Source organism: Serratia sp. SSNIH1 (genome assembly GCF_002935055.1).
GTDB classification, from domain to species: Bacteria; Pseudomonadota; Gammaproteobacteria; order Enterobacterales; family Enterobacteriaceae; genus Serratia; species Serratia nevei.
The window spans coordinates 4688378-4712626 of sequence record NZ_CP026383.1 but is presented as its reverse complement, the minus strand read 5'-3'; the positions used below and the strand labels follow the sequence as shown (position 1 = coordinate 4712626).

General features: G+C 60.3%; 23 protein-coding genes and 1 pseudogene. 15 read left to right on the top strand and 9 right to left on the bottom strand.

The genetic code is table 11. The features are described 5' to 3' along the window. The 3 genes from C3F38_RS22715 to C3F38_RS22705 are packed head-to-tail and all read left to right on the top strand — an operon-like array spanning position 1 to position 2004. Positions 1-528, top strand: coding sequence for a fimbrial protein (locus C3F38_RS22715; RefSeq protein WP_055317269.1), 528 nt, complete (start codon positions 1-3; stop codon positions 526-528). 51 nt (positions 529-579) lie between these two features. Further along, a complete protein-coding gene (locus C3F38_RS22710; RefSeq protein ID WP_055317268.1) occupies positions 580-1275 on the top strand; it encodes a response regulator transcription factor in 696 nt (231 codons plus the stop codon). A 45-nt stretch (positions 1276-1320) separates the two neighbouring features. After that, positions 1321-2004: a response regulator transcription factor gene (locus C3F38_RS22705; protein ID WP_055317267.1), complete on the top strand. Its 684-nt coding sequence runs from the start codon at positions 1321-1323 to the stop codon at positions 2002-2004. 231 nt (positions 2005-2235) lie between these two features. On the opposite strand, the gene C3F38_RS22700 is transcribed toward C3F38_RS22705, so the two are convergent. Continuing rightward, the gene (locus C3F38_RS22700) at positions 2236-2787 is read right to left on the bottom strand and encodes a tyrosine-type DNA invertase (protein ID WP_055317266.1); all 552 of its coding nucleotides are present in this window, start codon (positions 2785-2787) and stop codon (positions 2236-2238) included. A gap of 376 nt (positions 2788-3163) precedes the next feature. Here C3F38_RS22700 and C3F38_RS22695 point away from each other — a divergent pair, with 376 nt between their 5' ends. Together C3F38_RS22695 and C3F38_RS22690 are read left to right on the top strand one after the other, a co-directional pair. Further along, positions 3164-4816, top strand: a complete 1653-nt coding sequence (locus tag C3F38_RS22695; protein WP_047729959.1) for a multidrug ABC transporter permease/ATP-binding protein — start codon at positions 3164-3166, stop codon at positions 4814-4816. A 387-nt stretch (positions 4817-5203) separates the two neighbouring features. Continuing rightward, on the top strand, positions 5204-5317 hold the full coding sequence (locus C3F38_RS22690) for a YmiA family putative membrane protein (protein WP_048234622.1): 114 nt from the start codon (positions 5204-5206) through the stop codon (positions 5315-5317). Positions 5318-5499: 182 nt separating this feature from the next. Here the strand turns inward: C3F38_RS22690 and C3F38_RS22685 are convergent, their stop codons facing one another. Beyond that, the gene (locus tag C3F38_RS22685) at positions 5500-6720 is read right to left on the bottom strand and encodes an MFS transporter (RefSeq protein ID WP_055317447.1); all 1221 of its coding nucleotides are present in this window, start codon (positions 6718-6720) and stop codon (positions 5500-5502) included. 503 nt (positions 6721-7223) lie between these two features. Here C3F38_RS22685 and agaR point away from each other — a divergent pair. From agaR to agaF, 6 genes are read left to right on the top strand one after another with little or no spacing between them, the layout of a single operon-like run. Next, on the top strand, positions 7224-7997 hold the full coding sequence (gene agaR, locus C3F38_RS22680) for a transcriptional repressor AgaR (RefSeq protein ID WP_047729961.1): 774 nt from the start codon (positions 7224-7226) through the stop codon (positions 7995-7997). A gap of 23 nt (positions 7998-8020) precedes the next feature. Further along, entirely contained in the window at positions 8021-9304 is a 1284-nt protein-coding gene (locus C3F38_RS22675) for a D-tagatose-bisphosphate aldolase, class II, non-catalytic subunit (RefSeq protein WP_055317448.1), read from the top strand. 1 nt (position 9305) lies between these two features. Next, on the top strand, positions 9306-9782 hold the full coding sequence (gene agaV, locus C3F38_RS22670) for a PTS N-acetylgalactosamine transporter subunit IIB (protein ID WP_019455696.1): 477 nt from the start codon (positions 9306-9308) through the stop codon (positions 9780-9782). 14 nt (positions 9783-9796) lie between these two features. Then, positions 9797-10576 carry a PTS N-acetylgalactosamine transporter subunit IIC gene (gene agaW, locus C3F38_RS22665; protein ID WP_019455697.1) on the top strand — a complete coding sequence of 260 codons (780 nt, stop codon included), beginning with the start codon at positions 9797-9799 and terminating at the stop codon, positions 10574-10576. After that, positions 10566-11459: a PTS system mannose/fructose/sorbose family transporter subunit IID gene (locus C3F38_RS22660; RefSeq protein ID WP_055317449.1), complete on the top strand. Its 894-nt coding sequence runs from the start codon at positions 10566-10568 to the stop codon at positions 11457-11459. Before agaW ends, C3F38_RS22660 begins: the two co-directional genes overlap by 11 nt. A gap of 10 nt (positions 11460-11469) precedes the next feature. Next, positions 11470-11904 (top strand): PTS galactosamine/N-acetylgalactosamine transporter subunit IIA, encoded by a 435-nt coding sequence (agaF, locus tag C3F38_RS22655; protein WP_033635782.1) that lies wholly within the window; start codon positions 11470-11472, stop codon positions 11902-11904. A 22-nt stretch (positions 11905-11926) separates the two neighbouring features. Here the strand turns inward: agaF and C3F38_RS22650 are convergent, their stop codons facing one another. Continuing rightward, positions 11927-13654 carry an ABC transporter ATP-binding protein/permease gene (locus C3F38_RS22650; RefSeq protein WP_055312340.1) on the bottom strand — a complete coding sequence of 576 codons (1728 nt, stop codon included), beginning with the start codon at positions 13652-13654 and terminating at the stop codon, positions 11927-11929. A gap of 205 nt (positions 13655-13859) precedes the next feature. On the opposite strand from C3F38_RS22650, the gene C3F38_RS22645 reads away from it, so the two are divergent. Next, positions 13860-14567 (top strand): hypothetical protein, encoded by a 708-nt coding sequence (locus C3F38_RS22645; RefSeq protein ID WP_047729965.1) that lies wholly within the window; start codon positions 13860-13862, stop codon positions 14565-14567. Between the two features lie 32 nt (positions 14568-14599). Here the strand turns inward: C3F38_RS22645 and C3F38_RS22640 are convergent, their stop codons facing one another. Beyond that, positions 14600-15247: a DsbA family protein gene (locus C3F38_RS22640; RefSeq protein ID WP_047729966.1), complete on the bottom strand. Its 648-nt coding sequence runs from the start codon at positions 15245-15247 to the stop codon at positions 14600-14602. A 68-nt stretch (positions 15248-15315) separates the two neighbouring features. Continuing rightward, positions 15316-16200, bottom strand: coding sequence for an MBL fold metallo-hydrolase (locus C3F38_RS22635; RefSeq protein WP_033635778.1), 885 nt, complete (start codon positions 16198-16200; stop codon positions 15316-15318). Between the two features lie 108 nt (positions 16201-16308). On the opposite strand from C3F38_RS22635, the gene C3F38_RS22630 reads away from it, so the two are divergent. After that, positions 16309-17217, top strand: a complete 909-nt coding sequence (locus C3F38_RS22630) for a LysR family transcriptional regulator (RefSeq protein WP_015378928.1) — start codon at positions 16309-16311, stop codon at positions 17215-17217. Positions 17218-17244: 27 nt separating this feature from the next. Here the strand turns inward: C3F38_RS22630 and C3F38_RS22625 are convergent, their stop codons facing one another. Further along, on the bottom strand, positions 17245-18168 hold the full coding sequence (locus tag C3F38_RS22625) for a LysR family transcriptional regulator (RefSeq protein ID WP_038878659.1): 924 nt from the start codon (positions 18166-18168) through the stop codon (positions 17245-17247). Positions 18169-18301: 133 nt separating this feature from the next. Between C3F38_RS22625 and lysA the strand changes: the two genes are divergently transcribed. Further along, positions 18302-19564 (top strand): diaminopimelate decarboxylase, encoded by a 1263-nt coding sequence (lysA, locus tag C3F38_RS22620; protein WP_055317041.1) that lies wholly within the window; start codon positions 18302-18304, stop codon positions 19562-19564. A 27-nt stretch (positions 19565-19591) separates the two neighbouring features. On the opposite strand, the gene C3F38_RS22615 is transcribed toward lysA, so the two are convergent. The 3 genes and pseudogenes from C3F38_RS22615 to galR all read right to left on the bottom strand — a co-directional run bounded on the left by C3F38_RS22615 (position 19592) and on the right by galR (position 21422). After that, on the bottom strand, positions 19592-19894 hold the full coding sequence (locus tag C3F38_RS22615; protein ID WP_038878665.1) for a helix-turn-helix domain-containing protein: 303 nt from the start codon (positions 19892-19894) through the stop codon (positions 19592-19594). A gap of 5 nt (positions 19895-19899) precedes the next feature. Next, positions 19900-20243, bottom strand: a pseudogene (locus C3F38_RS22610) (type II toxin-antitoxin system RelE/ParE family toxin). A gap of 159 nt (positions 20244-20402) precedes the next feature. Beyond that, the gene (galR, locus tag C3F38_RS22605; protein WP_038878671.1) at positions 20403-21422 is read right to left on the bottom strand and encodes an HTH-type transcriptional regulator GalR; all 1020 of its coding nucleotides are present in this window, start codon (positions 21420-21422) and stop codon (positions 20403-20405) included. 220 nt (positions 21423-21642) lie between these two features. Between galR and C3F38_RS22600 the strand changes: the two genes are divergently transcribed. Further along, positions 21643-23901 (top strand): molybdopterin guanine dinucleotide-containing S/N-oxide reductase, encoded by a 2259-nt coding sequence (locus C3F38_RS22600; RefSeq protein WP_055317040.1) that lies wholly within the window; start codon positions 21643-21645, stop codon positions 23899-23901. Positions 23902-24249 lie beyond the last annotated feature (348 nt).

Here is a 24249-nt window from a genome sequence, read left to right as displayed (position 1 = left end):
ATGGGGAAAGTTATTAGCGGTATCAGCTGCAAATTGGCGCTGGCTGGCCTGTTGCTCTTGGCCATGCCGACAGCGCAAGCCACATCAAAACTAGTCATTACCGGCAACATCAAAGCGGCGCCCTGCGAAATCGACGGCGCAAACGGCACGATTTCGGTCAATCTGGGGGATGACATTTCCGCCGCCGTTCTGGCGACCTCCGGGGCTTCCAGCCCTTGGGTGGAATTCCCTTTGACGCTAAAAAACTGCCCGAGCACCACCACGTCGGTTGTCGCGACCTTCAGCGGGACGGCCGCTGAGGAAAGCACCCGCTTATATAAAAGTACCGGCGGTTCTCGTCGGGTCCAAATTGAATTGCAAAACAACCAGGGAGCAAACCTGGGCAATGGCAAGAGCATGACCCAGTCAGTTAACCAGGCGACGCATGAAGCCAAATTCAATTTGCGGGCGCGGGCATACAGCACCAATGGCGGTTCTACACCTGGCTCGATAGAGGGTGTCCTGCAGGTCACTTTTGTCTATCAGTAGACAAAAATACCGTCCTAAGTGGAATGCTAACGACAGATTTAAGGTGATGATATGAATAGTAATTATCCATCGGGAACGACTTTGGCGGCCGGTCAGTCAACGACGGGGGCCGTGGCCATCATGGAGCCCTGCCTCATCACGGCGTTGGGGATGAGAAATCGCTTGATTGAGTCCTGCGGCCTGCAGCCCGACAACGTTCGGCAGGTGACGAACCTGGTGGCATTGAGAACCTTATTCACGCAGCATGTGCACCGCTTATTGGTGATGGATTTGTGCGGTAAATCGGAGTCGGTATTGGACGGTTTCCGGTTGATCGCTGAAGTCCGCGAAAACTCGCCGGACACCGCGATAGTCATTTGTACGGCGTTGGATGAACCGAAGCTGTTACGGCAACTGATCGCCTCCGGCATCAGCGGCCTGATGTTGAAGCAGGAGCCGGCCATTGCGTTGACTCACTGCGTCCAACAGGTTTTGACGGGCTGCAGCAGTTTCAGCCATCGAGTGCGTCAACGTCAGTTGCATGACGCGACGGCCGACAAGCCCCTGACGACGAAGGAGTTGGATGTGCTGACCCAGCTGTTTTCCGGTAAAAGCGTAACCAACGTGGCGTTAACGATGTGCCGTGATATACGCACCGTCAGCACCCATAAACGCAATGCGATGTTGAAGTTGGGATTTCACAGCGATGGGGAGTTGTACCTTCAGGGGAAATGGATGGTTGCGCAAGGTTCATCCTTTGTTCGCTAGGCATGCGCGAAATGCCTTTCGGCTAAGCAAGCACAGGAGCAGATTATGCATTTATGGCGTCAGCAACCGCTGAACATAGCGATAATGGACAGATGTCCATTAACGTTGGAAGGGTTGGCGAGTTTTTTAAAAACGCTGCCAACCCAGGCAAAAGTCGTTGTAAAGGAAACCAGCGTCCGCGCGGTGGCGGACAGCGTGGTCTATCAGCAGGCCGACGTGCTGATTACCGAAATGGACGGCGAAGATGAGACGGTGGCTCAGGGCAGAGAAACATTACTGGCCCTGAGCACGCAGCTGCCCGACTTGCGGGTAATCGTCTATACCCGCAGCCAGAATGCAGAAGAGTTAGGGCGCCTGTTGAACCAGACTAATGTCAGCATCGTAGCCAGAGATGACGCTTTGCCGCTGGTGGCGGAGTTTTTTAATCGCGTGTTGCTGGGGGAACGTGTGTTGAGTCCGCAGATTGGGGCTTTTCTGGCGCCTTCCGTGAGTGGAGAGGAGGTTAGCACGCGAAAATTGACCCGCTGTGAGAGCGACGTTTTGGCCTTTTTGTTTAACGGTATGAGCCTGCGGCAAATTGCCGAGTTGCAACGCCGCAGCATCAAGACGATCAGCGCGCATAAATGCAGCGCCATGCGTAAACTGCAGGTAAAGAATGACAGCGAACTGTTTTCTTTGCACGGCAATATTACGCGGCAATTGGGGGGGGAATGGTCAAAGGGGACCTAGCCTTTAATGAAAGGGGATGGCGTTATGATTTATCGGCAGGTTTACCGCTAGCATAACCAGTGCGGCATGCCCCTGGGCGCTGAGGCATGAAAAGCAGCTCGGCGTTAAAGTCGTGCTGGAGTAGGCCGTTGATGACGTGCCGGGCTGCATCTTCCCATCTGATGTTTGTACCAAACTCGATGCGCTGTTTAACAAAGGACGAGATCCCGCGTAGTTATTCTCATTGTGAGATTAAATGCTGATTGCGCGGAATCGTTCTACGTTGGTCGCGGTGTAGATCACCGTATTCTGGATGTTTTTGTGTCCTAAATAATCTTGAATCAAACGCGTATCGATCCCCTTATCCGCAAGGGCGTAGCCGCAGGAGTGTCGCAACATGTGAGGATGGACCTGAACGCTAATACCGGCCATTTCGCCATACATTCTCATTAATCGATACAGCTGCTGACGTGATATTTGTCCGCCGTGGCGCGACAGGAATAACCATGGAGCCTCTGCGTCAGGATAGCTCGTCCGCTGGGCCAACCAATGTAACAGCGCCTGCCGTTCTCGCGGTTGGATCGGATGCTGAACGGAAAACCCGTTTTTCAGCCGAGATATATGGATCCGATTGGAGGTAAGATCAATATCCTCCAGGCGTAAAGCACGCAGTTCGCTAACCCGTAAACCGTGAATAAAGCACATTAATAGTAGACAACGATCTCGAATGCTATTTTTCCCCTCATGCACGGCAGCAATCAGTTGCTCAATTTCAACTTGACTGAGAAATTTCCTTTTTTTCATTTTTCTTTCCTACGTCTTTGATGTTGGCGATTTCTATCATGAAGTTTTATTAAAGCATTGGAGCATAATGGGCAGCAAAGGAAATAAATAATTTCATTTGTTAATAGATGGTTTTTTTATCTTTTCTGTTTTTTCATTTTTTAAGTGAATGTATTTTTTGTTTTATATGGTTATTTAATTTATTTCATGAGGCTATTTAATTAGAGAATATTTAGTATCTCTGTAAGAGCTCCATGGAGAGTTTGCATCCGTCAGGCAACTACGAGATACCCTCTCTCTCTGGTCGATGCTTGATAAATTGTGATGAGAATTCGTCTTGATCTCATTCTCACGCCGCTTACAATGCCTGCCAGATCGCGACTTCAGAGGTTTTTTCATGGAACTGCTACGGGTGGTTTATCACCAGTACCGTTGGCCATTTCTGGCTGTCATGGCGCTGACCCTGGCCAGCGCCGGTTTAGGCATCGGTATCATTGCATTTATCAATCAATACTTGATGGAGGCCGGCGGCAATGCACTGGCCGTGCTGCCGATGTTTCTCGCCCTGCTGGCATTGCTGATGGCGGTCACGCTGGGCTCGCAATTGGCGCTGACGACATTGGGCCATTACTTCGTCTATCGCCTGCGTGGGCAGCTGGTGAAGCGCATTTTGGATACCGATATTGAACGCCTTGAACAATTGGGCAGCGCCTCATTGTTGGCCAGCCTGTCCAGCGATATTCGCAATATTACCGTCGCCTTCGTGCGCTTGCCTGAACTGGTTCAAGGGGTGATTTTAACCCTGGGGGCGGCGGCCTATCTGGGGTGGCTATCACCGAAAATGCTGGCGGTCACGGCAGTCTGGGTGGCGGTGACCGTCGTGGGCAGCGGCTGCCTGGTGTCACGGGTTTATCGTCATATGGCCAGTTTGCGTGAGTCGGAGGAGCGTCTCTATCATCGTTATGAGTCGGTGATTGACGGTCGTAAGGAGCTGACGTTGAACCGCAAGCGGGCGCAGGCGCTGTACGAACAGGCCTATCAGCCCGATGCGCAAGCTTATCGCTACCATATCATTCGCGCCGACACCTTCCATTTGAGCGCGCTCAACTGGTCAAATATCATGATGTTAGGCGCGATTGGGCTGGTGTTCTTTATGGCCAACAGTCTGGGATGGGCGGACTCGGCGGTGGCCGCTACCTATTCACTGACGCTGCTGTTCTTGCGCACGCCATTACTGCAGGCGGTCGGGGCGTTTCCGACGCTGGTCAGCGCCGAAGTGGCCTTTAACAAGCTGAAGACGCTGCGCCTGGCCGAGTATCAAGCGGCGTTTCCTGCCGCCGTCAGCCGTTCCTGGCAGACGCTGGAGCTACGCGACGTGGTTTTTCACTATGCGGATACCGAACAGCAGCCCGGTTTTGCCGTCGGGCCGCTCAATCTGACGCTGCGCCGTGGTGAGTTGGTCTTTCTGATCGGCGGCAACGGCAGTGGCAAGTCAACGCTGGCGATGTTGTTGACCGGGTTGTACCAACCGGTGAGCGGGCACATCGTTCTGGATGGCGTCGCACAGACCGCGGCGGATATGCCGGACTACCGTCGGCTGTTTTCGGCGATTTTCACCGATTTTCATCAGTTCGATCGCTTGCAAGGGCCGGAAGGCGGTGAACCCGATGCGAAATTGGTCTCCGGCTGGCTCGAGCGGTTGAATATGAAAAGCAAACTGCAGTTCGACGGCACCAGGGTGACCAACCCGCAGCTGTCGCAGGGGCAGCGTAAACGCCTGGCTCTGCTGTTGGCGGTGGCAGAGCAGCGCGATATCCTGCTGTTGGATGAATGGGCCGCAGATCAGGATCCGCAGTTCCGGCGGATTTTCTATCGCGAGCTGTTGCCTGAATTGCGCGCGCTGGGCAAAACGGTGTTTGCCATCAGCCATGACGATCACTACTTCGAACACGCCGATCGGTTGCTGGAGATGCGTTCAGGTCACCTGCGTGAGCTGATCGGCAGCGAGCGTGAACACGCCAGCCGGGATTCCGTCAGCAGAATCGGTTAATTCACGCCGGCCCGAGCGAAACCAAACGGGCCGGTGCTTCTCTCCGTATGATCCCAGTACGTCGCTTCATTTTCTCCCCCGCCTTCAGCGCGGTCTGTTGCCGATTTGGCTTACGGCCAGTCAAATAATTGACTGCTGAATCATTTACCAGTGGTTTAATTTTGACCTCTCAAGGTGTGGCACACTGCACGTTCGTTCGCCTATCAATACAAGTTATCGCCTGCCGATAACAGTGATATCCACGGTGCCGTTCTTACTGAGGCGGTGATGCAGGTCTATGGCTAGCAGCTGTTTTTTTAATTTCCATAGGAAAAAACGACTTTATCGATCGTTAAAACAGATCAATAATCACCATTTAAATGGTTTAATCTATTGGTTGAGGGCGCTGTGGTGAGCAAGGATGGATCAGATATCAAACGTAGAGCATGGCTGTGTGTATTTATCGGTAGCGGGTTGTTCTGGCTGTTCACCGCCGCCGTGATTTATTGGTTACTGAATTAAGTAAGTTAAGCAGGAAGGCGACTTGTGAACAAAAAGCAGGCTAAAAACCGTGAGGGCGCACAGCGTCGTGCGCAGTCCAAAATTCCGCCTTCGTGGGTGTTGAGCGATGAGCAACGCGCCTTCATTGAAGACTTGTGGCAGGATAGCGCGCCTGAGCCGGTACGGCCCCTCGCCCAACGGCGCTAGCTGATCACGCGGCTGCGGCCGGCCAGCGCACCGAACAGCATTTGCAGAACGGTCAGGCACAGCAGGACGATCAGCGGCCAGCGCCAGCCATCCGTCAGATCGTGCAGCAGGCCGAACAACGTGGGCCCCAGCGCCGCCAACAAATAGCCGACGGATTGCGCCATACCCGACAGCAGCGTCGCCTGATGATGATGCTGGCTGCGTAAGCCAAAGAACGACAGTGCCAGCACCAGCGAACTCCCCGCCCCCAACCCGGCAAACGTCAGCCACACCAGTGAACTGGCGGGTTGCACCAATAATCCTCCGACGCCGATAAAGATCAGCAGGGAACTGCCCAGCGCGATTGCCCGCTGATCGCGCGCCCGCGGCAAAATCACCACCATGACAAAGTTGGCGACGATCGCGACCACCTGGTAAACGAACAGCTCGAATCCTGCCTGCTGGGCGGAAGTGCCGTGGCTGGCGGCAAAGGCGCTGAACCAGCCGATGATGGTGTAGAAGGCGATCGATTGCAGCCCCATGAACATCGCCACTTGCCAACCCAACGCGCTGCCCCAGGGAGAACGATAGCGCTGTGGCTCCGTCGGCTGCGGTTCTTTGGTGGCGGGAGTGGCCGAGCGCCGCAGCTGCGGCAGCCACACCAGCAGCGCTAGCAAGGCGGGCAAACCCCAGCACAGCAAAGAGAACCGCCAGCCGAGGTCGGCCAGGGCAGCCAGCGGCACCGCCAGACCTGAGGCGATGGCGGCAACCAGTGACATCACCGCCGCATAGGCGGCGATCATCGCGGCGGCGCGATGCGGGAAATCTCTTTTCACCAGCGTCGGCAGCACCACGTTGGCGAAGGCAATGGCGGCGCCGATCAGGATGCTGCCCGGCCAGAGCATGGCGTCTTGCGGCAGGGAACGTAGCGCGATGCCGCAGACCAGCAGCGCGAGGGCGAGGCCCAGGGTGCGCTCGATGCCGATGCGTTTCGCCAGCGCCGGAGTCAGCGGCGAGAGAACGGCGAACAGGATCAGCGGCAACGAGTTGATCAGGCCGGCGGCGGTGGCGGACAACGCCAGCTGTTGCTGGATCTGCTCCAACAGCGGGCCGACGCTGGTCAGGGCAGCGCGCAGGTTGGCCGCGATCAGCATAATGCCGACGATCAGCAGGACAGGGCGGTGTAAACGGCGACGCGGGGTCGCGGTGGACGCTGGGGATGAAGCGGGTTGCGGCATGGGTTCCTCGCACCAGGGCATGCAGTCAATCAGTGCTGCATGGCGTGATGCGTTGATTGACGTTAACGCTTACGTACCGACAAATTGGCGGTATCCGATCGCAAGTGTAGGGAAGATGGCTCACGCTGACAAGGGGACGGGCCGGCGGGATGATGGCGGTTAACCCCTGCCGGCCGCAGGATAATTGCCATTATGTGATCCTGGTCACTGAGTGAACTAAAAGTCATGGCGCGGGGCGCGCCATGCGTCGCTTTCGCTTTCCTCACCGCCGGCGCTGTGGCCCCCCGGCGTTCGCGCCCGTCATGGCATTTCACTTTTCCCCCTTTCCGCTTTTTGGCTTTTCGATCTGTTTCGATTCGAAAGGTTTTTTGGCGATTTTTTTGCTAAAACGGGGCTGTAAGCCCGATCACAATTTCATTGCTTTCGCTTTGCTGTAATGCCAGCGCAGTAGAGCGAAAGCCATCTTCTCCCCGGCGAGGCCGGAAACCTGAGGACCGCAGCTCATGCCAGTGAATACCGCAAAGCGACGTGAAAACATCATCGATCTGTTATGCGAGCACGGCAGCGTGCGCGTGGAGCAGCTCAGCAAACAGTTTGCGGTATCCACGGTGACGATCCGCAACGATCTGCGCTTTCTGGAACGAAAAGGGTGTGCGCTGCGCGCTTACGGCGGCGCGATGCTCAATCAGCAATTCGCTTTCGATCGGCCGCTGCGGGACAAAGGGCGGTTGAATCGCGATGTCAAAACGCTGATCGCCAACGCGGCGGCCGGCTATGTGCGCGACGGCGATGCGCTGATCCTCGATTCCGGCTCCACCACTGCGCAGATCGTGCCGTTCCTGAAGGGGCGGCGCGATCTGGTGGTGATGACCAATGCGCTGAACATTGCCTACGAGCTTTCGGGAAACGACGGGGTGGAGGTGATGGTGCTGGGGGGCAGCGTGCGCCGCAACTCTTACTCGCTCTACGGTCCGGCTGCCGAGCAGCAATTGCGTCAGTACCGCTTCGACAAGCTGTTTTTGGGCGTCGACGGGTTCGATCTGAGCGCCGGCATCACCACGCCTCACCCCGGTGAGGCGCACCTCAATCGCGTGATGTGCGAGGTGGCGCGCGAGATTATCGCGGTGGCGGATGCCAGCAAATTTGGTCGCAAGAGCTTTTGCATGATTCGCGAAGCCGGACAAATCCATCGGCTGATCACCGACAGCCGTCTTCCGGACGATTACGAGCGGGCGTTAACCGAGCTGGGCGTGGAGGTCATCATCGCCGATCGGTAGCAGGGCGCCTGCATGGGGGCTTCATGCAGCAGTTGTTACAGCTTGTCGAGCAGCACAAGGCCGGTATGCCGGTCGGGATCTTTTCTGTCTGTTCCGCCCATCCCTGGGTTCTGAAGGCCGCGCTGCGGCAGGCCAAAGCGCGCGGCACACCGGTGTTGGTGGAGGCGACGTCCAACCAGGTCAATCAGTTCGGCGGCTATACCGGCCAAACGGCGGCCCAGTTCCGCGATGCGCTGTGGCGCCTGGCGGATGAGGTTGGCCTGGCACGCGATCGCGTGTGGCTGGGCGGCGATCATCTGGGGCCCAACGCCTGGCAAGATCGCCCGGCTCAGGAGGCGATGGCGCTGGCGGAAACCTTGATCGACGATTACGTTCGCGCCGGCTTTCGCAAAATTCACCTCGATTGCTCCATGTCATGCGCCGGCGATCCTGCTCCACTGGGGGATGCCACGGTTGCCGAGCGTGCGGCGCGCCTGTGCGCGGTGGCGGAGCGGGCCTGGGCGCAGAGCGGCGGCGAAGCGCCGGTTTATGTGATCGGTACCGAAGTGCCGGTGCCGGGCGGCGCGCAGGAGGCGCTGGCGGGTCTGCAGGTCACCACGCCGCAGGCGGTGGCGCAAACGCTGGAAACGCACCGTATCGCCTGGCAAAAAGCCGAGCTGAACGATGCCTGGCAGAGAACTATCGCGCTGGTGGTACAGCCGGGCGTCGAGTTCGATCACCACAGCGTTGAGCATTACCAACCGCAGCGCGCCGACGCATTGAGCCATTTCATCGAACGGCAGCCGGGCATGATCTATGAAGCGCACTCTACGGACTACCAACCACCGCAGGCCTACCGCCAACTGGTGCGCGATCACTTCGCCATCCTGAAGGTGGGGCCGGCGCTGACCTTCGCGCTGCGCGAAGCGCTGTTCGCCCTCGATCGCATCGAGCGTGAATGGCTGGGGGAACGCCAGTCGGCGCAGCTGTGCGCCACGCTGGAGCAGGTGATGCGCGAGCAGCCGCAGCAGTGGAGCCGCTACTACCACGGTACGCCGCACCAGCAGTATCTCGATCGCCACTACAGCCTGAGCGATCGGGTGCGTTACTACTGGCCGCAGCCGCAGGTGCAGCAGGCGGTCGACGGTTTGCTGGACAACCTGCGCCGCAGCCCGGCGCCGTTGGCGCTGCTCAGCCAGTACCTGCCGGATCAGGCGCGGGCGCTGAACGCCGGCGAATTGAGCGCCGATCCGCAGGAGTGGGTGCTGCATAAAGTGACGCAGGTGCTCGACGATTATCACGCCGCCTGCTACCCGGAGGGCCGCTGACATGCCGAACATTTTAATGACCCGTATCGACAATCGCCTGGTGCACGGCCAGGTGGGCGTGACCTGGACCAACACCCTCGGCGCCAACCTGGTGGTGGTGGCCAACGACGAGGCGGCCGCCGATCCGGTGCAGCAGAACCTGATGGACATGGTGGTGGCGGAAGGGGTGCAGACTCGCTACTTCACGCTGCAGAAAACCATCGACGTGATCCACAAGGCGGCGGATCGGCAGAAGATTTTTCTGGTGTGCAAAACGCCGCAGGACGTGTTGACGCTGGTGCGCGGCGGGGTGCCGATCCGGTTCGTCAACGTCGGCAACATGCACTTCGCCGAGGGGAAGCGGCAGGTGCACAAAACGGTGTCGCTGGACGACGGCGACGTGGCCGCGTTTCGCGCGCTGGCGGCGCTGGGCGTGGAGTGCGAAGTGCGCCGGGTGCCGGATGAGGCGGGCGAGGCGATCGGCAAACTGCTCTTTTGAGCCAGGGGGAAAGCATGTTGACGGATGCGTTATTGATTGCGCTGTTGGCCGGGTTGGCGGGGGTTGACCTGTTCGACGGCCTGACCCACTTCCACCGGCCGGTGGTGATGGGGCCGCTGGTGGGGCTGATTTTGGGCGACGTCTACACCGGGTTGCTGGTGGGCGGCACGCTGGAGCTGGTGTGGATGGGGATGGTGCCGCTGGCGGGCGCCCAACCGCCGAACGTGGTGATCGGCGGTGTGATCGGCACCGCATTCGCCATTCTGACCAAGGCCGACCCTAAAGTGGCGATCGGCGTGGCGGTACCGTTCTCGATTGCGGTGCAGGGCTGCATTACGCTGCTGTTTACGCTGTTCTCGCCGATGATGCACCGCTGCGATCGCATGGTGAAGGAGCTGAACTGGCGCGGCATCGAACGGGTGAACTATCTCGGCATCAGCATCCTGTTCATCTTCTATTTCGTGGTGGCATTCCTGCCGATTTACTTCGGCGCCGATGCGGCCAGCGCCATGGTGCAGAAGGCGCCGGGCTGGCTGCTGGACGGTCTGGCGGTGGCGGGTGGCATGATGCCGGCGATCGGCTTCTCGCTGCTGATGAAGGTGATGATGAAAAAAACCTACGTGGCCTATTTTATCCTTGGCTTCATCTCGGTCACGTTCCTCAAGCTGCCGATTCTGGCGGTGGCGCTGGGTGCCCTGGCGATCGCCCTGATCGACTTCTTCAACACGCAACGTGGCGCGGCAGAGGCGACGGCCCGGCCCGCTCCGCAGGAGGATGCCGAAGATGGCATTTAACGATTCCGACGATATGCTGGCGCAAAAGGCCGAGCAACGCATGGCGCAGGCGCTGGCCACCAGTCAGGTGGAGCAGGACGACTATCTGGACAGCCAGCCCGCCGAAGCGCTGACGCGCGGCGACATCAACCGCATGGCCTGGCGTTCGCTGCTGCTGCAGGCGTCGTTCAACTATGAACGTATGCAGGCCGGCGGCTGGCTGTATCAGCTGCTCCCCGGGCTGCGCAAGATCCACCGCAACCCACAGGATCTGGCCAACTCGATGAAGATGCACATGGAATTTATCAACGTGCACCCGTTCGACGTCACCTTCCTGTCCGGCCTGGTGCTGGCGATGGAACAGAACAAGGAGAAGATCTCCACCATTCGCGCGGTGAAAGTGGCGCTGATGGGGCCGCTCGGCGGCATCGGCGACGCGCTGTTTTGGCTGACGCTGTTGCCGATTTGCGCCGGGATAGGCGCTTCGCTGGCGCTGGAGGGCAGCCTGTTCGGGCCGATCGTCTTCCTGCTGCTGTTCAACCTGTTTCACTTAGGCCTGCGCTTTGGGCTGGCGCACTACGGCTATCAGGCCGGCACCAGCGCGCTGGCGCTGTTGAAGACCCACACCCGGCGCATTTCTCACGCCGCGTCGATCGTCGGCATGACGGTGATCGGCGCACTGGTGGCCTCGTATGTGCACCTGTCCACGCCGCTGGTCATGCATGCCGGCAAGGCCAGCGTGGCGCTGCAGACAGACGTGTTGGACAAGCTGATGCCCAACCTGTTGCCGCTGTGCTTCACGCTGCTCATTTTCTTCCTGATGAAGCGCGGTTTCTCGCCGGTGAAGCTGATTGGCGTCACCGTAGCGATCGGCGTGGCGGGCAAATTTATCGGTATTTTGTGAGGAGTGGGCTATGCCAGGCATTGTGATTACCGGCCACGGCGGCTTCGCCACCGGGCTGTTGCAGGCGGTGGAGCAGGTGGTGGGGCCGCAGCCGCACTGCGCGGCGGTCGATTTCCCCGAACAGATGAGCACCGCGCAGCTCAACGACGCCTTGCGCTCGGCGCTGGCGGCGGTGGCGCAGCCGGACGGCGTGGTGTTTCTCACCGACATGCTCGGCGGCTCGCCGTTTCGCAGCGCCTGCGAACTGGCGGATGCGCAGGGCGATTGCGAAGTGCTGACCGGCGTCAATATGCAGCTGGCGGCGGAAATGATGCTGGAGCGCGACGGGTTGAGCCTGGATGAGTTTCGCGAGGTGGCGCTGGCATGCGGCAAACGCGGCCTGACGAGCCTGTGGCATGAGCGCCGCCGGGTGAAATGCGAAGACGTGCAGACCGACGGCATCTGAACGAACGCCGTCGGTCTGCGGGTTATACCGGCAGCGGGCTCAGCGCCAGGCGCGCCGGTTGATCTTCGCTGCGGCTGAAGCGCCAGCAGGTCTGGTGGTACTTCGCCACGCTGTTGCGGTGCGCCACGCTGATCAGCGTCACGTCCGGCAGTTCATCCACCAGCAGGCAGTACATCAACTGTTCGGTTTCGTCGTCCAGCGCGCTGGTGGCCTCGTCGAGGAACAGGATGCTCGGGCGAATCAACAGGGCGCGGGCGAACGCCAGCCGCTGTTGCTCGCCCGGCGACAGGCGGTGGCTCCAGTTGGCGGAGGTATCCAGCCAGCGCTGCAGGTGCTTCAGGCGGCAGTTTTCCAGCACCCGCATCAGCTGCGGATCGCTGTATTCCGACGCCAGGCTCGGGTAGTTCAACGCTTCGCGCAGCGTGCCGATCGGAATGTAGCTGCGCTGCGGCAGGAACAGCGTGTTGGCATTGGCCGCTACCCCGATAGCCCCCGCGCCGTAAGGCCAGATACCGGCGATGGCCCGCAGCAGCGTCGACTTGCCGCAGCCGGAAGGGCCGACGATCAGCAGGCGATCGCCGCGTTGCAGCGTCATCTCGGCGCCGGCCAGCAGCGGCTGGCCGTCGGGCAAACTCAGGCTGAGGTTATCCAGCGTTAACGGATGGGCGGTCTCTTCCCGCAGCTGAATGCCGCGCGGCTGATGATGCACCTGATCGACGGCGGCGTTGAAGCCGGCCAAACGGTTGACGCAGGCTTTCCAGGTCGCCAAATCGTTAAACGCGTCGATAAACCATGACAGCGCACCCTGCACCTGGCCGAAGGCCGAGGCGATCTGCATCAGGCCGCCCATCTGAATGGCGCCGGAGAAGTAGCGCGGCGCTGCCACCAGCAGGGGAAACACGATGGCGAACTGGCCATAGAAGTTGGTGGCGATGTTCAGCCGCCGGGTGATGCGCATAATTGCCCACCAGTTGCTGCGAATGGTGTCGAAACGATCGCCCAGCTGCTGCGCCTCGCGCGGTTCGCCGTGGTACAGCGCGATGGCGTCGTTGTTTTCGCGGATGCGGATCAGGCCGAAACGGAAGTTCGCCTCGTACCGTTCCTGATTGAAGCCCAGCATGACCAGCGGTTTGCCGACCCACCAGATCAGCAGCGATCCCAGCACCGCATACAGCAGCGCAAACCACACCATATAACCGGGCAGCGTGATGGCGTGCTGGCCGAGCGCGAAGGTCATCGGCCCGCTGACGTGCCACAAGATGTCGATAAAGGAAAACAGCGTCACCAGGCTGGAGAGCAGCCCGAGCGACAGCGACAGGGTATATTGGGTCAGCACGTTGAGATCTTCGGCGATACGCTGATCGGGGTTATCGACGATCTGCTGCTGCTCGGTGTGGTAATACGCCTGGTGCGCCAGCCATTTTTCCATGAACTTTTCCGTCATCCAGCGCCGCCAGCGCATCTGCAGCCCCTGAGTCAGGTAGATCTTGTAGACCGCCAGCACGATGAAGATCAGCGCCAGATAGGTAAAGCGCCACAGCTGCGCCTTGAATACCGGGTAGTTTTTGTTCTGCAGCGCATCGTAGAACACCTGGTTCCATTGGTTGATCTGCACGCTGATATAGACCAGACCGAGCGACAGGACGACGATGGCGATCAGCATCATCCAGGCGCGCCATCGCTCCTCCGACACCCAAAAGGGTTTGATCAGCTGCCAAACGGCGTGTTTCTGCAAGGGGGTTGCGTTCATAGCGACTCGTTAATTGCGGCATTTTGTTCAGCATGGGCCGCGGGCCGGTAACAAACAAACCGCGACTGTAAGCAGTTTTGACCTCGCTAACCGTTTGAAATAAGGCGGTTGAATCGTCAGCGGTGCGCAGATGGGCGCAATTGCGGCATACACTCCGCCGCCGGGCGGTTATACTGGCGCCGAATTTTTGCAGAAAGGATAAACGATGAAGGCTTGGGTTCCCCTGTTGCTGACCTGCGGCGTCTTCGCCAGCGCCCGGGCCTGGGCGCACATTGACGAGCCGGACATCGCCGCCGACTGCCAAAAGGTGGCGAGCTACGCCGAGCTGGGAAAAAAGGCCTATCAGCGGCAGGATTACGCCAACGCTGCCGACATCTTTCGCGATCAGGCGGCCTGGAGCGAGTTTTGCGGCCTGAGCGAGCAGGCCGTCGCCACGGCCTACAACAACGTGGCGCTGTCGCTGATGCACGCCGGCGAATTGCTCAAGGCGCAGGCCTATCTGGCGCTGGCGCCGCACGATGACAAATCGCAGCACAACATGAGCCTGTTGCGCCAACGGCTGGCGCAGCGGCCGCAGCCGCAGGGGCCGGGCGGCGTGTATTGGCAATACGCCGGGCGCGGCGTGTGGAGCGAGGTGGTGGTGAAGCCGCAGGGCGAGCGCTGGCTGATCGATTTCTCCGGCTACGCCATGCCGCAGATGGGGCTGTATTACGGCCCGAACATGGGTGATTTCACCGCCGAGCTGCCGATCGAGCACGGCAAAGCTGTTTATCATCAGCATGACTCGGAAAGCGCGCAGGTCTGCGACGTCACGCTGGAGTTTGGTGAGCAAACGTTGGAGATGCACACGCGGGGGGATTGCGGGTTCGGTCACAACGTGCGGGCGGAAGGGCGGTTCGTGCGGGTCGAATGACCCGCCCCGGCAGCCGGGGCGAGAAAGGGTGGTTACGCTAGCGCGGCGGCGCCCAGCAGGTTTTTCCAGGCTTCTACATTACCCAGATAGTTGCCGGCCGGCAGCAGACGCAGGCGGCCTTCGCTGTCCTGTAGCGCAAAGGTCGGGAAGCCCTGGCCTTGCACTTTGGCCAGCAGCGCCCGGCTTTCCGCGATGTGTTGCGCGGTCGGCGCGCCGCTGCTGAAACGCATTTCGGCGATAAATGCCGCCGAGGGCAACCCCAGCTCTTTCGCCAACGCTTCCAGCACCGGCGTGTCGGCGATGCGCCGGCCTTCCTGATAGTGTGCCTGCTGAATGCGGTGCAGCATGTCCAGCCCGCGTCCCGCCAGCTTTTCCGCCGCCAGGATAGCGGTAATCGGCGGCTCGGAATCCATCACCGCCGTGGTGTCGCGCAGCAGGCCGTTGAAATAGGCTTCGCCAAAAGGCTGGCCCGTCATCTCGGCGATGCGTTTGTCGTGCGGAATGACGTAGTTGCGCCATTCGTCGGTGATTTGGCGGCGGTTGTTGCCGGTCATCATGCCGCCGGCGTGCGGCACGACCTTCAGCCCGGGGAGGCTCTGAGCCGCTTTCACCAGCGGCGCGGCGCCGTAGCACCAGCCGCACAGCGGATCGAAAATGTAATGCAGAGTGGTTTCGGTCATCTTTACTCCTCGCCTGGCGCGCGGCAGTTCACCGCGGCGCCAGGGCTGGTTCAATCACGCACGGGCGCTTATTGCGGCCACTTCATCTCGCCTTTCAGCACTTTCGCGCTCAGTTCCAGGCTCGACTCGTCTTTCAGCGTCGGGTAGTGCTTTTTCATCGCTTCAATCAGCGCGGCGGAATCCTTGGCTTTCGGCAGTTCGGCTTCCAGCGTGGTCAGGTATTTCTGGGTAAAGTGAACCGATGCCAGCGTTTGCGCTGCGCCCGGCAGGAAGTGGCCCGGCACGACGACCTGCGGCTTCAGCGCTTCGATGTTTTTCAGCGTCTGCTGCCAGTGCTGGCGCGATTCCACGCTCTGGTTGTCGGCGATCCACGGATGGATGTTGTCACCGGCGACCGCGACACCGCCAACGACCGCCTTCAACGCCGGGATCCACACGAAGGTGCGATCGGGGGTCGGGCCGTTCAGGCCTTTCACTTCCACTTTCTGGCCGTCGATGGTGAAGCTGTCGCCCTGCAGCGGCTGCGGCACGATCACGGTTTTCGGCGCGTTGTCTTTCAGGATCGGGCCCCAATAGGCGACTTTGCCGTCTTTGGTGGCGTTGATGTCCTTGATGGTGCCTGGCGAAGCGATGATTTTCGCCTCCGGGAAGGCCGCTTTAATCACGTCCAGACCGAAATAGAAATCCGGGTCTGAGTGGCTGATATAAACGGTGGTCAGTTTCTTGCCGGTCGCCTTGATCTTTTTCACCAGCGCTTCGGCATCGTTACGCTGGAACTGAGCGTCGATCAGCGCCACTTCGTGTTTGCCGCTGATGATTTCGGAAGACACCGGGAACACGCTTTTCTCGCCCGGGTTATACACTTCCATGGTTAGGGTATCGGCCGCGGTGGCGTAGGTGCTGAGGGTGGCGACGCCGGTGAAGGCCAGAGTTAACAGTGATTTCTTAAACATGGGCAGAGGTCCTTAGGTATCGGTTAATGTTGTAATGATGTTAGGTTGCATAAAGCGATAGAAAAACCGGATAATAAGCAATTATTCGTTGCATAAATCGGACTAATTATGGATCGCATTACCGCCGCTGAGGTTTTTGTCACCATCGTCGATCGCGGCAGCATGATCGCCGCCGCGGAAACGCTGGAGATGTCGCGCGCGATGGTGACGCGCTACCTGGCGCAGATGGAGCAATGGGCCGGGGCGCGTTTACTGCACCGCACTACCCGTAAGCTTAGTCTGACCGACGCCGGGGAGCGTACTCTGGAACGCTGCCGGCAAATGCTGGCGCTGGCGGGGGAGATCGACCTGGTGGAGGAAGGGCAGAGCGATGAGCTGCGCGGCCTGCTGCGCATCACCTGTTCGCAGTCGCTCGGGCAAACGGCGCTGGTGGGGGCCGTCGCTCAGTATCTGAAGCGTCACCCGCAGGTGGCGGTCGATCTGCAGATGAACAACCGGGCGGTGAACCTGGTGGAAGAGCGCATCGATCTGGCGCTGCGTATCACCAACGAGCTGGATCCCAACCTGATCGCCCGCCCGCTGTCCACCTGCGCATCGGTGGTGTGCGCTGCGCCGGCATATCTGGCGGCGCACGGCACCCCGCGTCAACCGCAGGATCTGGCGTTGCACAACTGCCTGACCTACTCCTATTTCGGCAAAAGCCTGTGGCACTTCGATGCTCAGGGCGTGAAATCGGCGGTAGCGGTCAGCGGCAACCTGAGTGCCAACGAGTCGGTGGTGCTGATGGCCGGCACGGTGCAGGGGGCGGGCATTTCCATGCAGCCCTATTATTCGGCGGCGCCGCTGCTGGCCAGCGGCGAACTGGTCGAACTGTTACCGGATTACCGGCCGCAGTCGATGGGCATCTACGGCATCTATACCTCACGCCGCCAGATGCCCGCCACCTTGCGCACCATGCTGGACTTTTTGGTGGAGTGGTTCGCCACCGATCCGCAGTGGCAGGCCACGCTGCGCTGATGCTTCGGCAATATTCCCACGCCGCTTTCAGCGCCTGACGGCGGCGGCCAGCCGGGCGGCAAAGGCGGCGGCCTGCTGATGAAGGTGGTCGATAAAGGCGGTGACCAGCGCCGATGAAGGGCGGTGCAGCGGCCGGATCAGGCTGACGGTGAACGGCACGTCGACGCTGAACGGCCGCACGTGCACACCGTTACCGGCATAGTCGAGCGCCGTCAGCGGGTTGACGATCGACACCCCCACGCCCGCCCTCACCATGGCACACACCGACGCTGCGCTGTGCGTTTCCATCACCATGCGGCGCTCGACGCGCTGTTCGCCGAACAACGCATCCAGCAGGTGGCGATAGCTGTCGGTGCTCGACAGGCTGATAAAGTTATGCCCGGCGAAGTCCTGCGGCGTCAGCCGATCTTTCACCAGCAGCGGGTGGCCTGTCGGCAGCACGCAGACTTCGTTCAACGTCATCAACGTCACCCGCTCGGTGCCCGCCGGCGTCAGGGTGGTTTCCGTCAGCCCGAGATCGTGACGCTGGGCAGACAGCCACTCTTCCAGCAGCGGCGACTCTTGCGGGATGACGCTGAAGCTGACTTCCGGGTAACGTTCGATAAAGGGCCGACACACCGCCGGCAGCAGTGATTGGGAAAATACCGGCAGGCACACGATCGACAGCTGCGCCTGCTGAAACTGGCGAATGCCGGCGGCGGCGTTGACGATGCGATCGAGGCCGTAATAGGAGCGCTGCACCTCTTCGAACAACCGTAGGCCCTGCACCGTGGGGGACAAGCGACCGCGCACCCGGTCGAACAGCTGCAGCCGGATCAGCTTCTCAAAGCGCGCCAGCTCGCGGCTGACGGTCGGTTGCGAGGTTTGCAGCAGGGCCGCCGCCTCGGTCAGGTTGCCGGTGGTCATTACCGCCCGAAAGATTTCGATCTGCCGCAAAGAGATGCTGTGCATGGCGAGGCCGCTCGGTTAAGGGGAAAGCCATATCATAAATGAATAGACTACGGCTAAATAGATATTTTCCACCCAATTCAGCGTGCGGCACTATGGCGTTATCTGCCGTCATTTTCGAATTGGGAATATCGCCATGCCACGCCCGTTGCACGACACCTCCACCGCGTTGAACGCCGCTAACCTGTTGGCCTTGCCGCAGCGTTTCGGCTGCCCGGTCTGGGCCTATGATGCGGACATCATCAGCCAGCGCATCGCTCAGCTGCGCCATTTCGATACTGTCCGTTTCGCACAGAAGGCCTGTTCGAACATTCATATTTTGCGCTTGATGCGCGAGCAGGGCGTGAAGGTGGATTCGGTGTCGCTGGGCGAGATCGAGCGGGCGCTGCGGGCCGGTTTTCAGCCGGGCGGCGAACCGAGCGAGATCGTGTTTACCGCGGACGTGTTGGATCACGCTACGCTGGCGCGCGTCAGCGAATTGAAGATCCCGGTCAACGCGGGTTCCATCGACATGCTGGATCAGCTCGGCCAGGTTTCCGCAGGGCACCCGGTGTGGCTGCGCATTAACCCGGGATTTGGCCACGGCCATAGCCAGAAAACCAACACCGGCGGCGAGAACAGCAAGCACGGTATCTGGTATGCCGACCTGCCGCAGGCGGTGGAGAAGATCCGCCGCTACGGCCTGAAGTTGATCGGCGTGCACATGCACATCGGTTCCGGCGTCGATTACCAGCATCTGGAACGGGTCTGCGATGCGATGGTGCAGCAGGTGATCGATCTCGGTCATGACATCAGCGCCATTTCCGCCGGCGGCGGCCTGTCTATCCCGTACCAGTACGGCGAAGAGGCGATCGATACCGAACACTATTTCGGTTTGTGGAACCGGGCGCGTGAACGCATCGCCGCGCATCTGGGGCATCCGGTGCAGCTGGAGATCGAACCGGGGCGTTTCCTGATGGCGGAAGCGGGCGTCTTGGTGGCCGAGGTGCGGGCGGTAAAGGACATGGGCAGCCGTCACTTCGTGCTGGTGGACGCCGGTTTTAACGATCTGATGCGCCCGGCAATGTACGGCAGCTATCACCATATTTCGCTTTTGCCGGCCGATGGGCGCGATACCTCGGGGCAACCGCTGCGCGAAACGGTGATCGCCGGGCCACTGTGCGAATCCGGCGACGTGTTCACCCAGCAGGCGGGCGGCGGCGTGGAAACCCGCGAACTGCCGCCGGCCCAGATCGGCGATTATCTGGTGTTCCACGACACCGGCGCCTACGGTGCATCGATGTCCTCCAACTACAACAGCCGTCCGCTGTTGCCTGAAGTGCTGTTCGAAAACGGTGAGCCGCGCCTGATCCGCCGCCGCCAAACCATCGAAGAACTGCTCGCGCTGGAGATTATCTGATAAGCGGGCGGGCGTGCTGCGCCCGCTTTACAGCGTCATGCGGCGGTGCTGGCCATTGGGCAATTGCACATCCAGCGACAGCGTGCCACCCATCGCCTCGATATAGCGTTTGAGCGATGACAGTTTGATTTCGCTGCCGCGCTTTTCCAAATTGGCGACGGAGGGTTGGCTGATGCCGAGCCGCTTCGCCAATTCAACCTGAGAGACCGCCAGCTCTTCCCTCAGCATCGCCAGCCGCAGCTCGAAAATTTCCTTGTCCGCTTTTTGCCTGGCTGTGGCAACGACGGCGGGATCGAGCTTGTCGATCAGTTGGGATAAAGGTTTGGCCATCTGCACTACCTCCGGGTTGCCAGATAATGTGAAAACTCCATGGCGGCGATGGGCAACATGCGCTGGTAAAAGCGTTGGTCGCCGGTTTTATCGCCGCCGCACAGCAATACCGCTGCCGCTGTGGGTCAAAGGCGAAAAATACCCTGAAAGGGCGCCCGCGATGTTGAATGCGCAGCTCCTTCAACTGCCGGACCGCGTCGGAAAAATGCAGCGTATCGGCATGCGGCCGTGCCAATTGCGGGCCGAACGTCTGTAATTTGAAGATCGCCGCCAGGATGCTTGTTTGCTGGGCGTTGTTCAGCGCTAAAAACCAGTCGTCGAACCGTTCGACGGTCACCACTTGCCACATGATGCGCTCCGAATATAGCGTTTGCGCTATATAGTGTAAAGGTTATTGTGCCAACAATATGCACGAACGCTGGGAGCGGAAAAAATCCAAAAGTGGGAAATGCGGCGGGCTGCGCAATCTGAGCGCATGGGTGACGGCTCACCCATGCGGCGGCGCGAATTACGGCTGTTCGTGCGCGTTGTTGAGGGTGGCGACCGAGTGGCGGCGCACCAGCGTCGGGCTGAACATGTTGGTGATTTCCGGCAGCGGTTGGCGATTGGCCAAGGCCAGGGCCAGTTCCGCCGCCTGGGTTGCCATCGCCACGATCGGGTAGCGAATGGTGGTCAGGCGCGGCCGCAGATAGCGTGAAATCAGCACGTCGTCGAAACCGATCAGCGAAATGTGTCCCGGCACGTCGACGCTGTTGTCGCTCAGCACCGAAAGTGCGCCGGCGGCCATCGGATCGTTGTAGCAGGTAACGGCGGAGAACGAACGGCCGCGGCCGAGCAATTCAGTCATCGCCTGTTCGCCGCCGATCTCGTCCGGCTCGCCGTAGGCGATCAGCTTTTCATCCACGGCAATGCCGTGCTCCTGCAGCGCGTCGAGATAGCCCTGCAGGCGATCGGTGGCGTCGGAAATCTGGTGGGTGGAGCAGATGATGGCGATGCGCTGATGCCCTTGCTGGATCAGATGACGGGTCGCCAGCCAGGCGCCGTAGCGATCGTCGAGCGCCACGCAGCGCGTTTCAAAACCCGGCAGCGTGCGGTTGATCAGCACCATGCCCGGGATCTGTTGCATCCAGCCGCAAAGTTCCCGATCGCTCAGTCTCTTGGCGTGCACCACCAGCGCCTCGCAGCGGTGCCGCACCAGCTGTTCAATCGCCTGACGCTCTTTTTCGGCGTCGTGGTAACCGTTGCCAATCAGCAGAAAATTGTGGGTGGCGTAGGCCACCTGCTCGACCGCTTTGACCATCGCGCCGAAGAAGGGATCGGAAACGTCGGAGACGATCAGGCCCAGCGTCTCGGTGGATTGCTGCGCCAGCGCCCGAGCGTTGGCGTTAGGGTGATACTGCAGCTGTTCCATGGCGGCCAGCACCGCGGTGCGCGACCCTTCGCTGGCCTTGGGGGAATTATTTATCACGCGGGATACCGTGGCCACGGAAACACCCGCCAGCCTGGCAACATCCTTTATCGTAGCCATATCAGTCAACACATCCTGGGTAATCGCTTACATCCCTCAGTTTTGCGGAAAAAAACCGGGGCTGCAAGCGGTCTCGTGCGCAACTTGTGGCGGCCGTTGCAGAATCTCTTCGCGTCTGCGCGCATAACCGTCGGCTGCCGAACGATAGCGCAATTTGTACGTTGGCTCTGGCGGCGGGCTGAGGTAACGTCTGTGCATTCCGATTTGCGCCGAGAACGCCATGTCCATTAAACGCTATCCGCAGCTCGCCCATTGGGGCGCTTATACCGCCGTGGTTGAAGACGGCCGGCTTATCCGCTGTGAACCCTTCGCCGACGATCCCGATCCTTCGCCGCTGCTCGATTCCATCGTCCCGATGGTTTACTCCGACAAACGTATCCGCAAGCCGGCGGTGCGCCGTTCGTGGCTGCAAAAGCGCGAGGGCAGCGACCGTACGCTGCGCGGCAGGGAAGACTTCGTCGAGGTGGACTGGGAGCTGGCGCTCGATTTGGTGGCGCAGGAGAACCGCCGGGTGCGCGATCGCTACGGTGCCTCCGGGCTGTTTACCGGCTCTTATGGCTGGTCATCGGCCGGGCGCTTGCATCATGCGCGTTCGCTGGTGCGACGGTTCTATTTCAGCGGCGGCGGCGGGGTCGATCAGCAGGGCAACTACAGCTGGGGCGCGGCGCAGTTTTTCCTGCCGTATGTGATCGGCACTTTCTCGCCGTTGACCGGGCGCGTCACAAGTTGGCCGAGCGTGGTGGAGCATTGCGAGCTGTTTGTGGCGTTTGGCGGGCTGGCGCTGAAAAACGCCCAGGTCTCTTCCGGCGGCGCGGCGGAGCATGCGCTCAAGCCTTGGCTGCAAAAGCTGGCGCAGAAGGGCACGCCGGTTGTCAACATCAGCCCGATGCGTGACGACTGCCCCGGGTTCGTCAACGCGGAGTGGATCCCGATCCGGCCGAATACCGACGTGGCGCTGATGCTGGCGCTGGCTTACGAAATCCAGCAGCTGGGCGCGCAGGATGAAGCCTTCCTGCACAGCCACTGCGTAGGCTATCAACAGCTGGCGGATTACCTGAACGGCGTGAGCGACGGCGTGGCGAAAACGCCGGCCTGGGCCAGCGCCATTACCGGCATTCCGGCGGCGCGCATCGCGCGGCTGGCGCGGCAGCTGATCGGCGTGCGCAGTTTTATCACCTGTTCCTACTCCGTGCAGCGCGCGCACCGCGGCGAGCAACCGTATTGGATGATGATCGCGCTGTCGGCGATGCTGGGCCAGGTGGGGCTGCCGGGCGGCGGCTTTTCCTTCGGTCATGGCTCGATGAACGGCGTCGGCAACCCGCGCGTGGACACCCCCGCGCCGACCATGCCGGTAGGGGATAACCCGGCCGGGCTGGCGATCCCGGTGGCGCGCATCTGCGACATGCTGCTGCATCCCGGCGAAGCCTATCAATTTTGCGGCGAGACGCGCCAGTACCCGGATGTTCACCTGGTGCACTGGGCCGGCGGCAACCCGTTCCATCATCATCAGCAGCTGAACCGGCTGGTGGAAGGCTGGCAGAAGCCGGATACGGTGATCGTACAAGATATCTGGTGGACGGCGGCGGCCAAAATGGCGGATATCGTGTTGCCGGTCACCAGTTCGCTGGAGCGCAACGACATCGGCGGCTCCTCGCGCGATCGCTACGTGCTGGCGATGCATCAGGCGATTGCGCCGCAGCATCAGGCGCGCAACGATTTTGATATCTTCGCCGATCTGGCGGAGCGCCTGGGCTATCGCGAACGCTTTACCGAAAACCGCGACGAGCGGGCCTGGATCGAAGAGATTTATCGGCAATGCGGCGCGGCGCAGCAGCGTGCCGGCGTCGCCTGGCCCGAGTTTGAGGATTTTTGGCGCCGGGGCTATGTCGAGCTGCCCGCGCCGGCCAAGGAGTTCGTCTTTTTTGACGCGTTCCGCGCCGATCCGCAGGCTAATCCGCTGCAGACGCCCAGCGGCAAGATCGAACTGTTCAGCGAGCGGATCGCCGGTTATCGCTACGAAGATTTCGCGCCGCATCCGCAGTGGCGGCCGCCGGTGGAGTGGCTGGGCGCGCCGCAGACCGAAACCTGGCCGCTGCATCTGATCTCCATCCAACCGAGCGATCGTCTGCACAGCCAGATGGATCCGGCGCCGCTGGCGCAGGGCAATAAGACCGCCGGGCGCGAAACCCTGTATATGCATCCCGAAGACGCGGCGCAGCGCGGCGTGGCAGAGGGTAGCGAAGTGCTGGTCAGCAATGCGCGCGGCAGCTGCCTGGCGGGGGCGACCCTCACCGACGGCGTGATGCGTGGCGTGGTGTTGATGGCGACCGGCGCCTGGTTCGAGCCGGGTTACGACGCGCAGCGCCGGCCGGTCGAACAGGCGGGCAACCCGAACGTGCTGACGCTGGATATCGGCACCTCGCCGCTGACGCAGGGGCCGAACGCCATGAGCTGTCTGGTGGAGGTCAGCGCGCGATGAATGACGATTTCACGTCGGGATAACCGGCTCGCCGTCGTTGTTATATTTATTTTTTCGCCGCTGCGGGAAGGTTTAAGTTTCATTGAGTTATTACAGCAGATCGCGGGAAATTTACAGCTGGTTGCATTTGGAGCAGAACTCTTGCGATTCGCCGGTAGTTTCCTGCTCGCCATCTCTCTAGAGTAGGTGATCCCAGAGGTATTGATTGGTGAGAAATCAGCATACTCTGTATGTTGAAGCCATTTTCAATTGCACCAACCTACGCGGATGCGTAGGTTTTTTTTTGCCTGCCATATAGTATTCTTTTTCCTACAACGATTTACACCTCCATGGCCAAGGGAGAAGGGC

Coding starts and splice junctions, on each gene's coding strand:
- lysA (WP_055317041.1), top strand. CDS start 18,302: ATGCCACGCCCGTTGCACGACACCTCCACCGCGTTGAACGCCGCTAAC.
- C3F38_RS22635 (WP_033635778.1), bottom strand. CDS start 16,200: ATGTTTAAGAAATCACTGTTAACTCTGGCCTTCACCGGCGTCGCCACC.
- agaW (WP_019455697.1), top strand. CDS start 9,797: ATGTTGACGGATGCGTTATTGATTGCGCTGTTGGCCGGGTTGGCGGGG.
- C3F38_RS22650 (WP_055312340.1), bottom strand. CDS start 13,654: ATGAACGCAACCCCCTTGCAGAAACACGCCGTTTGGCAGCTGATCAAA.
- C3F38_RS22640 (WP_047729966.1), bottom strand. CDS start 15,247: ATGACCGAAACCACTCTGCATTACATTTTCGATCCGCTGTGCGGCTGG.
- C3F38_RS22615 (WP_038878665.1), bottom strand. CDS start 19,894: ATGGCCAAACCTTTATCCCAACTGATCGACAAGCTCGATCCCGCCGTC.
- C3F38_RS22645 (WP_047729965.1), top strand. CDS start 13,860: ATGAAGGCTTGGGTTCCCCTGTTGCTGACCTGCGGCGTCTTCGCCAGC.
- C3F38_RS22715 (WP_055317269.1), top strand. CDS start 1: ATGGGGAAAGTTATTAGCGGTATCAGCTGCAAATTGGCGCTGGCTGGC.
- C3F38_RS22660 (WP_055317449.1), top strand. CDS start 10,566: ATGGCATTTAACGATTCCGACGATATGCTGGCGCAAAAGGCCGAGCAA.
- agaR (WP_047729961.1), top strand. CDS start 7,224: ATGCCAGTGAATACCGCAAAGCGACGTGAAAACATCATCGATCTGTTA.
- C3F38_RS22695 (WP_047729959.1), top strand. CDS start 3,164: ATGGAACTGCTACGGGTGGTTTATCACCAGTACCGTTGGCCATTTCTG.
- agaV (WP_019455696.1), top strand. CDS start 9,306: ATGCCGAACATTTTAATGACCCGTATCGACAATCGCCTGGTGCACGGC.
- agaF (WP_033635782.1), top strand. CDS start 11,470: ATGCCAGGCATTGTGATTACCGGCCACGGCGGCTTCGCCACCGGGCTG.
- C3F38_RS22630 (WP_015378928.1), top strand. CDS start 16,309: ATGGATCGCATTACCGCCGCTGAGGTTTTTGTCACCATCGTCGATCGC.
- C3F38_RS22625 (WP_038878659.1), bottom strand. CDS start 18,168: ATGCACAGCATCTCTTTGCGGCAGATCGAAATCTTTCGGGCGGTAATG.
- C3F38_RS22700 (WP_055317266.1), bottom strand. CDS start 2,787: ATGAAAAAAAGGAAATTTCTCAGTCAAGTTGAAATTGAGCAACTGATT.
- C3F38_RS22675 (WP_055317448.1), top strand. CDS start 8,021: ATGCAGCAGTTGTTACAGCTTGTCGAGCAGCACAAGGCCGGTATGCCG.
- C3F38_RS22600 (WP_055317040.1), top strand. CDS start 21,643: ATGTCCATTAAACGCTATCCGCAGCTCGCCCATTGGGGCGCTTATACC.
- C3F38_RS22710 (WP_055317268.1), top strand. CDS start 580: ATGAATAGTAATTATCCATCGGGAACGACTTTGGCGGCCGGTCAGTCA.
- galR (WP_038878671.1), bottom strand. CDS start 21,422: ATGGCTACGATAAAGGATGTTGCCAGGCTGGCGGGTGTTTCCGTGGCC.
- C3F38_RS22705 (WP_055317267.1), top strand. CDS start 1,321: ATGCATTTATGGCGTCAGCAACCGCTGAACATAGCGATAATGGACAGA.
- C3F38_RS22685 (WP_055317447.1), bottom strand. CDS start 6,720: ATGCCGCAACCCGCTTCATCCCCAGCGTCCACCGCGACCCCGCGTCGC.